This is a genomic window from Janthinobacterium sp. CG3 (genome assembly GCF_000344615.1).
Lineage (GTDB): Bacteria > Pseudomonadota > Gammaproteobacteria > Burkholderiales > Burkholderiaceae_D > Janthinobacterium.
Genome location: NZ_KB467825.1, coordinates 170,034 through 183,684 on the forward strand (window position 1 = coordinate 170,034; position 13,651 = coordinate 183,684).

At 64.4% G+C, this 13,651-nt stretch carries 6 protein-coding genes; all 6 read right to left on the bottom strand.

Annotated elements, in window-relative coordinates:
* The coding region (locus tag JANGC3_RS30145) for a non-ribosomal peptide synthetase (RefSeq protein WP_017879296.1) at positions 1–2,047 on the bottom strand (2,047 nt) is incomplete at its 3' end.
* A complete protein-coding gene (locus JANGC3_RS30150) occupies positions 2,047–9,705 on the bottom strand; it encodes a type I polyketide synthase (RefSeq protein WP_198292107.1) in 7,659 nt (2,552 codons plus the stop codon). The genes JANGC3_RS30150 and JANGC3_RS30145, both read right to left, overlap by 1 nt.
* A 13-nt stretch (positions 9,706–9,718) precedes the next feature.
* The gene (locus JANGC3_RS0125345; RefSeq protein WP_232429816.1) at positions 9,719–11,467 is read right to left on the bottom strand and encodes a fatty acyl-AMP ligase; all 1,749 of its coding nucleotides are present in this window, start codon (positions 11,465–11,467) and stop codon (positions 9,719–9,721) included.
* 115 nt (positions 11,468–11,582) lie between these two features.
* On the bottom strand, positions 11,583–12,728 hold the full coding sequence (locus JANGC3_RS0125350; protein WP_026133507.1) for a zinc-binding dehydrogenase: 1,146 nt from the start codon (positions 12,726–12,728) through the stop codon (positions 11,583–11,585).
* A gap of 167 nt (positions 12,729–12,895) precedes the next feature.
* Positions 12,896–13,168 (bottom strand): MbtH family protein, encoded by a 273-nt coding sequence (locus tag JANGC3_RS30155; protein ID WP_017879299.1) that lies wholly within the window; start codon positions 13,166–13,168, stop codon positions 12,896–12,898.
* A 239-nt stretch (positions 13,169–13,407) separates the two neighbouring features.
* The coding region (locus JANGC3_RS33975; protein ID WP_232429817.1) for a hypothetical protein at positions 13,408–13,651 on the bottom strand (244 nt) is incomplete at its 5' end.

Genomic DNA, 13,651 nt, shown 5'->3' on the forward strand with positions numbered 1-13,651 from the left:
CGTCGGCGGCGACGCCGGGCGTTTCCCGCATGGTGTGCAGGAAGTTGACGACGCCGCGGTGCGGCACCTGCACGCCCTTGGGCTTGCCGGTCGAACCCGAGGTGTAAATGACATACGCGATGTGCTCGCCCTCTACCGGATACTCCGGATTGCCGCCGGCATGCCGGGCCGCCATCGGCCAGTCGCGGTCCATGCAAAACAGTTGGGCGGAACAGTCCGGCAAGCCCTTGAGCAGGCTCTCCTGGCTGATCAATACGCGCGGATGCGCGTGCTCCAGCATATACGCCAGCCGGGCGCTCGGATAGGCCGGGTCCAGCGGCACGTAGGCGCCGCCGGCCTTCAGGATGCCCAGCAGCGCGACAACCAGGTCGAGCGAACGCTCCAGGCACACGCCGACCAGGGTTTCCGTGGTGACGCCGATGCCGCGCAAATGGCCGGCCAGTTGATTGGCGCGCCCATTCAGTTCGGCGTAGCTGAGTTCCTGCCCGTCGAACGCCACGGCCACACGGTCCGGCGTGCGCGCCGCCTGGGCTTCGACCATGCCGTGCAGCGTATCCAGGGGATAGGTGCGCGCCGTGTCGTTCCAGTCCAGCAGCAACTGATTCCGCTCGGCGTGCGGCAGCAGCGGCAGGTCCGCCACGCGCATGCCCGGCTCGGCTACCACCGCTTCCAGCAGGCGCGTCAAATGGCCCGCCATCCTTTGCATCGTCGCCGCTTCGAACAGGTCGGTGCTGTACTTCAATACGCCGACCAGGGCGTCGCCCGCGTCGGCCATTTCCAGCGTCAAGTCGAATTGCCCCTCTTGCTGCATCAACTCGTACGGTTCGAGCGAAAGGTTTTTCCATTCCAGCCGCTTGCTGCCTTGCGCGCTGGACATGAGGCCGATGAATTCGTCCGACTGCTGCGATTTCTGCAGCATGAACGCGGCTTGAAACAGCGGGTTGCGGCTGCCGTCCCGCTCCAACTGCAATTGTTCGACGAGCAAGGAAAACGGATAGTCCTGATGCGCCAACGCGCCCAATACCCGCTCGCGCGCCTGTACCAGCAATTGTTTGAACGTCAGCGCGGCGGACAGGTCCGCGCTCAACACCACCGGATTGACAAAATAGCCGACCACACCGGTGAGGTCGTTCTCCATGCGCCCGGCCATGGGCGAGCCGACCAGGATTCTTTCTTGGTGCGAATAGCGATACAGCAGCACCTGGTAAGCCGCCAGCAACAGGGTGTACAGCGTCACGCCTTCGGCCTTGGCCAGCGCCTTAACGCCTTGCGTCAATTGCGGCGCCAGGCGGAAAGTCCAGGAGGCGCCGCGATACGACAATTGCGCCGGACGCGCATGGTCGACAGGCAGCGACAACGCCGGCAGTTCGCCGGCCAGTTGCCGCTGCCAGTAGGCGCGCAGCGCCGCGCCGCGCGGGCCGGCCAGCATGTCTTGCTGGCGCCGCACGTGGTCGGTGTAGTTCAGTTTCAGCGGCGCGAAGCCGGCGCTTTCGCCCGCGTCCAATTCATACAGCGTGCGCCACTCGTCCAGCAGCATCCACAGCGACCAGCCGTCGCCGATGATGTGGTGGGCCGATAGCAGCAGCACGCAGTCGCGTTGGTCGAGTTGGAACAGATAGGCGCGCAGCAGCGGACCGGACTCCAGGTTAAAAGGGCGGCGGTAGGCGCCGACGACTTGCTGGTGCAATTGCTGCGCGTCCCAACCGGCGGCGTCGATCTGCTCCAGCGAGAATTCCTTATGCCCATGCACCACCTGCACCGGCTCGCCGTCCTTCAGCGAAAACGTGGTGCGCAGGGCGGCGTGACGCCCGATTAGCGTCTGAAACGCCTGCCGCAGTTTTTCCACATCCAAGGTCGAGCGTATCCGGACGGCGAAGGCGATGTTGTAGGCCGCGCTGTCGGGCACCATCGTGTGCAAGAACCACAAGGCCTGCTGCCCGTGCGAAAGCGGATACGCCGTCATCGCCGCCTGCGCAAGCTTGCGCTTCAACAGGGCGCGCTTTTGCTCGGCGACGGAGGCGGCGGTATGGGCTGTTTCAGGGTGCATCAGGCATTTCCTTCGGAGAGTTCGATCGAGGCCAACAGCGCGTCCACCTCGGCGTCGGATAACTGGTCGATATTGGCCAACATGTGCGCGGCCTGTACGCTGTCGAGCGCGGCGGCGGCAGCGCTTGCCGGCGGCTCGGGCTGGCTTGCCACGACTTGATCGCGTTCAATTTCTTCGCGCAACACGCTGGCGATCTCGGTAATATTCGCGCCTTCGAGAAACTTGACGATCGGCAGCGCTACTTGTAATTCGCTCTCGATCCGGTTCTTGATTTCGAGTGCCATCAAGGAATCGATGCCCATCGTATTGATCGGCCGCGCCGCTTCGATATCATGCGCGGCAATGCCCAGGCTTTTCGCCAGGTGCGCGCCCAGATGCCTTTGCAAGCAGTGCTGCCGCTCCTGCGCCGACATCGCCAGCAACTCCCCGCGCGACAAGACCGAGACGGGCTTGCCGGTCGAGGTAGCGCCGGTCTGCTCCGCCGCCAACAGGGCCGCGAAAAACGGCATGTTGCCGATCTGTGGATAGGTCTGGCACACCTGGCGCCAGTTCGTCGCCATCACCGCCACCTGCGGCAACGCATGCCGCAGCAGCTTTTCGAGCATGGCGAAGCCCTGCTCGGGCGTCATGCTTTCAAACCCGCGCAGCGCGAATATTTCCGCCGCGCCGGCGTGGCGCGCCACCAGGCCAACTTGCGACCAACCGCCCCAATTGATGCTCAGGGCCGGCAAGCCAAGCGCACGCCGCTGATGCGCCAGCCCGTCCAGAAACGCATTGGCCGCGACATAATTCCCCTGTCCCGGCGTACCGAACAACGATGCCACCGAGGAAAACATCACAAAGAAATCCAGCGGCAAGCCCAGGGTCAGGCTGTGCAGGTTCCAGGCGCCGCCCGCCTTGGGCGCCATGACCGACTGGAAGCGCCCGGCGTCGAGGTTTTGCAGCAAACCGGGATCGACCACCGCGGCGGCATGGACGACACCGCGCAGCGGCGGCATCGTCTGCGCGATCCGCGCCAGCACGCCGGCCAGTTGTGCCGGGTCGGCAACGTCGACACTGGCGACATGCACCCGCGCGCCAGCCGCTTCCAGCACCTTGATCGCCGCGGCCGCCGCGTCGGACGGCGCGCTTCGTCCCAGCAGCACCAGATTGCGCGCGCCACGCAGGCACAACCATTGCGCAATCCCGAGGCCGATGCCGCCCAGGCCACCGGTCACTAGATAACTGGCGTCGGCCCGCAACGCGAGCGTTTCATCGTCGCGCCCATTGACGGCCGGCGGCAAGTGCTTGCCGCGCAACGGCGCGCCGGCCTCCAGGGACAAGCGGCGCAGCCGGGGTTCATAGCGGCCGTGGCGGCGCAACGCCACCTGCAGCGCCTTGCCCTGCACCGCGCGCAATTCTTCCAGCAATTCGGCGACGTCGTCCAGGCCGGCGTCGGCGGCCACATCGACCAGCGAGCAGGCCAGTTCGGGGTGTTCGAATGCGATGACTTTCCCCAGGCCCCATACCGCGGCCTGCGGCGGCGCCACCGTTTCGCCTTGCAGCGCCTGGCCCTGGCGCGTCAGCACGCTCAGATTCACGCGCTGCGAGGTCTGCCCGGCCGCCAGGGCCTGCAGCAATTGCAGCAGGCTCAGGCAACCGGATTCGCAGGGGCCATGCCACCAATCGGCCGCGCCGGCTTCGGCGGATGCCGGTAGCAAGCTCCAGAAATGCAGGATATTCATGGCCCGTCCGCCCGCGTCGTCGAGCAACCGCGGCAGCAACAGCGCGTAGTGGTCGGGCGCCAGCGGGTCGATGCAGAAACAGTGCGCATCGGTACGCCGAAACTCGGCGCCGGCAAGGACCAGGCTGCAGCTTTCGCCGCGGCCGCGCAGCGCACGCGCAATCTCCGGCCCCAGCAAGTGGTCGCCGCACACCACCCAATGCGTTGGGGGCAGCCCTTGGGAAGCGCCATCGGCGTGCTCGCGCGAGACCGCGTCCCATTGCACTTCATACAGACAGGCATCGGCGTTTTGGTAGGCCAATGCCTTGCCGAAGCCGACCCGCTCCAACGCCAGGCCATGCACCTCGACTAGCACGCGGCCGGCCTGGTCGAGGATCTGCACGTCGCCCTCCACCCGCTTCATGTCCGGCGTGACGGCCGAGCGCAGCAAGGCGCGGCTCCACAATGCGGCGCCGGCGGGCGGCAGCGCGTAGACGGTCAAACTGCCTACGCCGACCGGCAAGAACAGGTCATTTTTCTGCAGTGCGCTTTCATTCTCGTGCAATTGCCCGGCCAATACCTGGAGGCAGGCGTCGAGCAGGGCCGGATGCAGCAGATAGGCGTCGTTCACCTGGGCGGGCGGCAATTGCACCGCGCCAACCGTTTCCCTGTCGCGCAGCCACAAGCTGATCACGCCCTGAAAGGCCGGGCCGTACGCCACCCCTTTCTGGGTCAGCACCTTGTAGTGCTCGCCGCTGGAAATCGTCTGCGGATAATCCAGCGCCAGCGTCGCGGCGGAAAAATCCGATGCCGGCGCCGCTGCATCCTGGGCGCGGCACAGCTCTATGCTCGCATGCAAAGTCCAGGCGGCGTCGTCGGCGCAAACTTGGGGCCGGCTGAAAAACTGGATAGCGGCGCTTTGTTCCGGCCCGGCAGTAAGGATCAATTGCAGCGTTCTGGCGTCCCGCTCGGGCAGGAACAGCGCCTTGCGGATGACCAGGTTTTGCAGCACGCAATTGTTGCAGCCGAATACCTGCTGGCCCGCCGCCAGTGCCATTTCAAGGTAGGCGGTGGTCGGCAGGATGATCGCGCCCTGGACCTTGTGGTCGGCGAAAAACGGAAACGCCGCGACATCGACGGCGATTTCCCAAAATCGCACGCCGGGGTTGGCGGCAAATTGCCGGCTCTGCTTGAGCAGCGCATGGCCGCCCGGCGCCAACGGCGGCGCGGCTGGCGCGGCGGCGGCGGCGGCGGCCGGTACCCAAAATGCCTTGCGCTGCCATGGATAGGACGGCAGCGCGACAAAGGGCTGCGGCGCCAGATAGACGCGATCCCATTGCAGCGGATAACCCTGGGCATACAAGGCGCCCAAGGCGCCGAACAAGTGCATCTGCTCGTCGGCGTTACGGCGCAGGACCGGCAGCGTGGCGCCTTCGCGCTTGGCATGGCGCAGGCATTGCGATATCGCGTAGGACAACACCGGCGGATACGGCGCGATCTCAATAAAAGTGTCGCACGCGGCGTCGATCAATGCGCCGACGGCATCGGCGAACAGCACCGCGTCGCGGATGTTGCGCGCCCAGTAAGCGGCGTCCATGTCGCGTCCGTCGATCATCTTGCCCAGCACCGACGACGCCAGCGGCAGCGTCGCCGACGTCGGCGCGATGCCCGCCAGCGCGCGCGTCAACGCGTCCACATCGATACTCTGATCGTGGCCGGCGCCCGGGGTGTCGAGGATGTTGCAGAACACCTGCCGCGCCTTCAAGGACGCGACCAGTTTCGCCACGGACGCGGCATTGCCCGACAAAACCACCGAAGTCGGACTGTTGTTGACGGCAATGGCGACGTCCGCCGCTTCCGCGTCGAGGATGGCCTGCACTTCCAGGCGCGGCATTTCGACGGTGGCCATGGCGCCATGCCCGGCCGCGGCCGCCGCGCCGTCCCGCAGGCAGCGGCTGCGCAAGAAAATAATCCGGGTCGCGTCGGCCAGGCTCAGCGCGCCGGCCACATGGGCCGCCGCCACTTCGCCGAAACTGTGGCCGACAATGGCCGCCGGCTGCACCCCTTTGGCGCGCCACAACGCGGCCAGCGCCACCTGGTAGGCGAATTGGCAGGGATGGTAGACGTCGAGCTGTTGCGGATCGAGCGCCCCGCCCTGCTCGCCACACAAGCGTGCCAGCAAAGGCCAATCCGCGTATTCCTGAAACAACTGTGCGCATTGGTTCAGGACGTCGAAAAAGACCGGCTCGCTGTCCAGGAAATCGCGGCTCAGGCTCCAAGCCTGGCCGCGATGGCCGGAGAAGACAAAGGCCAGTTTCGGCTGTTCGCCGGGCTGCCGAGGCAAATAGGACATGCCCGCCAGCATCTCGCCGGCAAGGAAGGCGCGCAAACGCTCCACCAGTTCATCGCGGTCGGCAAACACGATGCCCAAGCGGCACGCGTGGTGGTCGCGGCGCAGCGCCGCACTGTGGCATAGCGCGTCCAGGTTCAGCGCATCCGTAGGCTGCTCCAGCAGGTCCAGGTAAGCGCGGACCAGCTCGTGCAAGGCCTCCGGCGTGCGCGCCGACAGCGGCAACAGTTTCGCCGTGCGCGGCGCCGGCGCGGGCCGCGCAACGCCCGGCGCCGGCGCCTGTTCCAACACGACGTGGGCGTTGGTGCCGCCGAAGCCGAAAGCGCTGACTCCGGCAAGGTGCGGCCCGCCCTGGTCGCTCCAGGCAGCCTCGGTTTGCTGCACGTGCAAACCCAATTGATCGAAAGGGATGTAGGGATTCGGTACCGCGCTGTGCAGGCTGGCCGGTATCCGGCCATGCTTTAATGCCAGCGCGACCTTGATCAGCGAGGCGATCCCGGCGGCCGCTTCGGTATGCCCGATATTCGATTTCACCGACCCGATCGCACAATTGCGGCCGGCCGGCAATACCTGGCCGAGCGCATGCGCCTCGATAGGATCGCCCAGCAGGGTGCCGGTGCCGTGCGCCTCGACGTACTGGAGTTGGTCCAGCGGACGCCGGGCGCGCTGGAAGGCGGCGCGGATGACCGCCTCCTGCGCCGCCTGGTTCGGCGCGCTGATGCCGTTGCTTAAACCGTCGTGGTTGACCGCGCTGCCCGGGATCAGCGCGTAGATCTGGTCGGCATCGGCCAGCGCCCGCGACAAGGGCTTCAGCACGACGATGCCCACGCCTTCGCTGCGCACCATGCCGTTGGCCTGGGCGCCGAACGCCATGCAGCGCCCGTCCGGGCTGGTGCCGCCGGCGGCGGAAAAACTGATGGTCACATCGGGCTTGAGGATCAGGTTGACGCCGCCGGCCAGCGCCAGCGTCGATTCACCGCTCCACAAGCTCTGGCACGCCAGGTGCACCGACACCAGGGAGGAGGAACAGGCGGTGTCGACCGCCAGGCTGGGCCCCTTCAAGTCGAAGACATAGGAAATCCGGTTGGCCGCGATACTGAACGCGTTGCCGGTCGCCCAGCGCGGATCGATGGCGCCGCCGGAGCCGGACAGCAGCGCGCTATAGTCGTTGTTGCAGATACCGATAAATACGCCGGTGCGCGACGCCTTGAGTCCGGCGGCGGGCAGGCCGGCGTCCTCCAGCGCCTCGTAGGCGGTTTCCAGCAACAGCCGCTGCTGCGGGTCCATCGTCACCGCTTCGCGCGGCGAGATGCCAAAGAAGTTTTCATCGAAGCGGTCGATGTCTTCCAGGAAGCCGCCCCAGCGCGTATTCATTTTGCCCGGCACCGATGGCGCCGCGTCATAGAAGGCGTCGACCGGCCAGCGCTCCGGCGGAACTTGCGTAATCGCGTCGGTCTGCTCGCGCAGCAGAGTCCAGAACGCCGCGGCACCGGCGGCGCCGGGGAAACGGCAGCCGATGCCGACGATCGCAATCGGCTCGGCGGCGCCGGCGCCAGGCGGCGGCAGCGGCGCCGGCGTCGGCGCCCGCGCTGCCGCGTCGAGGCTGTTGGCCAGCAGGTCGATGGTCGGGCAGTCGTACAGCAGGGTCGGCGCCAGGCGTCGTCCCAGGTGTTGCTCCAGTTCGCCCGACAAGCGCACGGCGGTCAGCGAGTCGATGCCGTATTCGGCGAACGGCTTGTGAATATCGATCTCCGCGGCGGCGCGCTTGGCATACTCGCCCACGCGCGCTTTCAGCCAGTCGCGCACGGCCTGCGCCGCCGCCGTTGCCACTGGCGCAACCGGCGCCGGCGCCGCCGTACCGTCGCGCCAGGCGTGCAGCACATCGAGCGTGCCGTCCAGCAATGCTTCCTTGCAAGCACGGCGGCGTATCTTCCCGCTCGATGTTTTGGGAATGCCGCCGGGTTTCAACAGGTAGAGCGCATGCGGCCAGATTTCGTGCTGAAGAAAGACGCTGTCGCGCACCGCCGCGCACAAGGCCTCGACATCGAGCCGGCGCACATGCTGCCGTTCCACTTCAACCACCAGCACCAGTTGCTCTTCGCCGTCGCGCTCCTGCGAAAAGGCGGCGCCGTAGCCATGCCGTAGCGCCGGGTGGGATTGCTCCATGGTCTGTTCGATATCATGCGGATAATAGTTGCGCCCGCGCAGAATGATCAAGTCCTTCAGGCGGCCGGTAATGAAGAGTTCTTTGTCTTGTACAAAACCAAGATCGCCGGTGCGCAGGAAAGACCTGTCGCCGCCGGCCAGGCGGGCGCCGAAGGTTTCCAGCGTCTGCGCCGGCCGGTTCCAATAGCCTTGCGCGACGCTCTCGCTGGCGACCCATATCTCGCCGACGCGGTCTGGCGCGCAGACACTGAAGGTCTGCGGATCGACGATCAGGACCGTTTCTTCGTCCGCGATCTGGCCACAGCCGACGCTGACGCGCACGCCGTCGTCGCCGCCCGCCACGGCGCCGACCCGGTCCTGCAACAGCAGCGAGGCGTCCAGGCCAATACTGACCGGACGCTCGCCGCGGCGCCCCGACGCCACCAGAATCGTCGCCTCGGCCAGTCCGTAGCAGGGGAAAAATGCGCTGCGGCGAAAGCCGCTGGGCGCAAAAGCGGCGGCAAAACGCTCCAGGGTGTCCAGGCGTACCGGCTCGGCGCCGTTGAAGGCGACGTTCCAACGGCCAAGATCGAGGCCCGCGCGCTCTACCGCCGTGGTCTTGCTGGCGCACAACTCATAGGCGAAATTCGGGCCGCCGCTGGTGCTCGCCCGGTAACGCGAAATGGCCCGCAGCCAGCGTATCGGCTGTTGCAGGAAATGCACCGGCGACATGAACACCAGCGTCGCGCCGACATACAGCGGTTCCAGCGTATTCGATATCAAGCCCATGTCGTGAAACATCGGCAACCAGCCGACCACCAGCATGTCGGGCTGTCCGCAACTCTGTTTGATGCGCTCCAAATTGGCCATCAGGTTGCGGTGGCTGACCATCACGCCCTTGGGCGTACAGGTCGAACCGGAGGTGTATTGCAGGAAGGCCGTGGCGGACGGCTGCCGCGGCACGCCGGGGAAATCGCCTGCCGCCGCGGCCGGCACATCGTCCGTGGTCAGGCAACGCATGCCGTGCAGCGGCGAGGCTGGCTGCGTCGACAGCGGCAACTCGTCGACGACGGCGCGGGTCGTCAGGAACAGGCGCGCGCCGCAATCCTTGATGACGCTCGCCAGGCGCTCGTCGGGGCGGTTGCGGCGCGGCGGATACAAGGGCACCGCGATCGCGCCCGCGTACAGCACGCCGAAAAACGCCTCGATGAAATCCAGCCCGGACGGATACAGCAGCGCGACGGGCTGTCTGCCGGTGTCGAGCGCAATCAGGCGCGCCGCGATGGCGCGGGCTTTTTTATCCAGTTCGCCATAGCTGAGGCGAATTTCTTGCGTTTCGCCGTCGGCCAGGAAGATGTAGGCGGTCTGGTCGGCCTGATGCTCGGCGCGCCAGGCCAATACATCCAGCAGGGTGGCAAAATCCGCTCCGGCGGCGTCGACGTGCATACTCGTGGGCTTCATTTGTATCGCTTCCTCAAGCTGTTTCCAAAAAATTTTTGGTGTTACTGTCGGGCTTGGGAATGGTCGCATCCGTCAAAAGGTCGAGGTTTCCGTTCAAGAAGCCGTCCTTGCAGGCGCTGCGGCGGATTTTTCCGCTCGATGTCTTGGGAATGCCGCCCGGCTTCAGCACGCACACCACATGCGGGCGCAATTCATGGTGCAGGAACACATTGCGTTGAACCGCCATCGTCAATTCGTCCAGATCGAGCGCACGCACATATTTCCGATCCACTTCCAACGCCACGAGCAGGCGCTCCTCACCCTCGACCTCAACCGAAAATGCCGCGCAGCAGCTTTCACGCACCGCCGGATGGGCTTCCTCGATGCTGCGTTCGATGTCTTGCGGGTAGTAATTCGCGCCGCGGATAATGATCAAATCCTTGAGGCGCCCGGTGATGAACAACTCATTGCCATGAATGAAGCCCAGGTCGCCCGTGCGCAAGAAGGTGGCGTCGCTGCCGGCCAGTCGCGCGTGGTATTTTTCCCGGGTTTCCGCGGGCCGGTTCCAATAGCCCTGGGTCACACTGTCGCCGGCCACCCAGATCTCGCCGACGCGATCCGGCGCGCAGGCCGACAGGGTTTGCGGATCGACGATGGCGATTTTTTCGGCATCGGCAATCTGCCCGCAACCGACGTTGTGGCTGACCTTCCCGGCATCGTCGGCGGCGACGCGGACCCGGTCCTGCAACAGCGCCGCACTGTCCAGCCTCAGGCTGACCGGCCGTTGGCCGCGGTCGCCCGCGGCCAACAGCAAGGTCGCCTCGGCCATGCCATAGCACGGCAAGAAGGCGCCGCGGCGAAAACCGTGGGGCGCGAAGGCCGCCGCAAAGCGGTCGAGGGTTTCCAGCCGGACCGGTTCGGCGCCATTGAAGGCGACCTCCCAGCTGCTCAAGTCCAGGCCCGCGCGTTGCTCGGGTGTCGATCTGCGGACACAAAAATCATAGGCGAAATTCGGCCCGCCGCTGGTCGTCGCCCGATGCCGCGAGATGGTGCGCAGCCAGCGCATCGGATTTTGCAGGAAATGCACCGGCGACATGAACACCAGTTGGCCGCCGACGTACAGCGGTTGCAGCGTGTTGCCGACCAGCCCCATGTCGTGGAACAATGGCAGCCAGCCGATCATTTTCAGTTTTTCCGTGTGGCCAAAACTCTGCCTGATCAGTTCCAGGTTGGCCATCAGGTTGCGGTGGCTGACCATGACGCCCTTGGGGCTACTAGTCGACCCGGAGGTGTACTGAAGGAAGGCGGTGTGCGAGGGATGCGGCAATGTTTGCGCCGGCTGCGCCAGCGCCGCGCACGCCGCGGTATCGGTATCGGTATCGGTATCGGTGGCGATGCCGCGCAGCGCGGCCAGCGCCGGCGTTTGCGCCACATAGCGCGCCATCTCGCCGAGGATATCGGCGGTCGTCATCAGGTAGCGCGCGTCCGAATCGGCGATGACGGCGGCCAACCGTTGGTCGGGCCGGTTGCGGTGCGGCGGATACAAGGGCACCGCGATGGCGCCGGCATACAAGGCGCCGAAGAAAGCCACGATGAATTCGAGGCCGGCCGGATACAGCAGCAGGACCGCTTGCGCCCCTACCCCCTGTGCGGCCAGGTGCGCCGCGATCGCCTTGGCGCGCCGGTCGAGTTGGCCAAAGGTGATCGACACGGCGTCGTCCTCGCCGTCGACAAGAAAGGTATACGCCACCTGCTGCGATTGGTGCAGCGCGCGCCATTTCAACAGTTCGACCAAGGTAGGGAAATTTCTTCCGTCCACGTGTTGCTGTGCATTCTCAAGCGTCATCTTGTTTCCCCAATGTTTTTAACATCCACTGTCACGGCTCCCGCACGCCAGGCTACAGATCGTTGACTTTGAAAATCGGAAAATAACTTGAGATCTTTCCCTCCGCGTACTGTTGCGCCAGTTCGGGAATGTCGTCCCACGACCAGGGCGCGTCGGTGCACGGCACCATCCAGTCATGTTCTTCCGCGTAAAGCAGGGCCTCGTGGGTATTGCGCGAGCCGTGCGTGTAAACATGGATATGCCGATTGATGCACTCGTTGGCACGATTGACCTGCAGCTCCGATCCTTCCTTCCAGCCGCAGGTGGTGATCACCCCTTGGCGCGCGAGCGACTTTTGCGTCGCGCGGAACACCGGCCCGCCGATATTGTCGATAAAGATGGACACGCCGGCGCCACCGGTGTGTTCTTTGACGAGATCCAGGAAAATCCCCTCCGAGCGCACGTAACGCTTGCGGTAGTCGAGGTCTTCCTTGAATTTTTTTTCGTCGAACATCAGGTCCGGGAATTGCCGCCGGTCGATCGCGGTCAAGCCCAGGCTCCGGCACAGCGCCAGGCGCCGGTCGTCGGACGCGACCATGGCCACGCGGCAGCCCTGGGACTTCGCCAGCATCAGTTGGGCCAGCGAGACGCCGCCGCCCCACGCCCACACATGCGGCGACTTCGCCTCTGTTTCATCGACTTGCAGACGCAAGGCGCCATACGCGACTTTCCAGTTATCCCACGCGGTGGCGTAACGGATGGGAAAGCTGGCCCACTGCTGGAGCGAACGTTTGGAATTGCGTGGAAGCGGATAAACCTGGCTGGCGTGGAGCTTCATTTGCTTGGCGAGCACGCCCATCGTGCCGGGCGCGTCGTAGGCGAGGATCTTGACTGGATAGCCGAACGCATCCCATAGATCGACGCTGACCAGGACGCACAGGTCGCCCTCCTTGACGTTGTCGACCGCCGCGCCGACCCGCAGGATCCGCACGACGCCGGCGTTGCCAAGCACCACGCGCGGTTCGCCCCGCTGGCGGCAGATGTCGAGCGGCCAGCGGCTGATGGCATGCGCCATGTTGCCTTCCCAGCAGCCATAAATCGGCTCGGCAAGCACTTCCTGCTCGGTGATCGGCTTGAATGAAAAAATTTCACGCGTCAGCACGCCCGGCTCCGGAATACCCGAACCGGCACGCAGCACCCAAGCTTCTGTATCAATCATGGAGTCTTTAACCCATCTCAAGAAAAGACCGCCGCGCGTCTACACCCCGACGTATCGGAGTGCAACTCAGCCCAGCAGGGGGATTTCGTTAATGTCGACTAACAGATGGAAGGCTGGACGGCATGCGTCCGCGCTTCGGCAAGCTCGGCAAGTCAAGCACGCCGAGCTTAGCGGCTCGCCTCGGCTTCCTCGATCGCAGCAAGGGTGGCGACCCCGCCGGCGGTGTGTGAAGTGGCAGCCATGTGCTTTCTGAGCGAGAGGGGACGCATGTCCAGCCACACCTCATTGATATATTCCAGGCAGGATTCGCGTACTCCGCGCTTGCCAGCGAGATGCCAACCCAAGGGGATGGCCTTGTCAGCCGGCCATATTGAATACTGCCCTTCGTCGTTCACCACGACTTCATACACGAGTCCAGCGGAGGCGTTTTCAGATAACATGGGGAAACCCTTGCATGATTAAAAGTAAATATTTACAAATAAACCAATGAATGCCAGCTCAGACAACTCTTTGCGGACCTGGCGCGCGCCGGCTCGGGATAAACGGGTAGCGAAAAACGTTCTGCGCGCTTAATTGGTATATCCGCTAGATTTCCCAATTATAATAGTTGTATTTATGCAAACAATAATTCTACGCTATTTTTTTGACAAGATTCTATCCGAATGTAACAAAATTATAACTATCTAACCCGGCGGCGCGGACGCGGAAACGCTTGTTGGTATCCTTTTTCCGCCCCCGACAGCCAATCCACCCAAGTTAAGAATTTTTCTTTAAAAGTAGAGCGAAATACAATAAAAAGCTTGACATGCCAGTGAGGTAGGGCGCGGTCAGTGAGATTTTTTACCTCATTGGCCGCTATGTCCCTTGCCGCACTGTTCAACGATCTTGCCGCGCATTTGCAGTCCGTCGAATTCCTTCTGACG

Bases quoted from the DNA above. Each gene is read 5' to 3' on its own strand.
- JANGC3_RS30155 (WP_017879299.1), bottom strand. From the start codon at position 13,168: ATGTTATCTGAAAACGCCTCCGCTGGACTCGTGTATGAAGTCGTGGTG.
- JANGC3_RS0125350 (WP_026133507.1), bottom strand. From the start codon at position 12,728: ATGATTGATACAGAAGCTTGGGTGCTGCGTGCCGGTTCGGGTATTCCG.
- JANGC3_RS30150 (WP_198292107.1), bottom strand. From the start codon at position 9,705: ATGAAGCCCACGAGTATGCACGTCGACGCCGCCGGAGCGGATTTTGCC.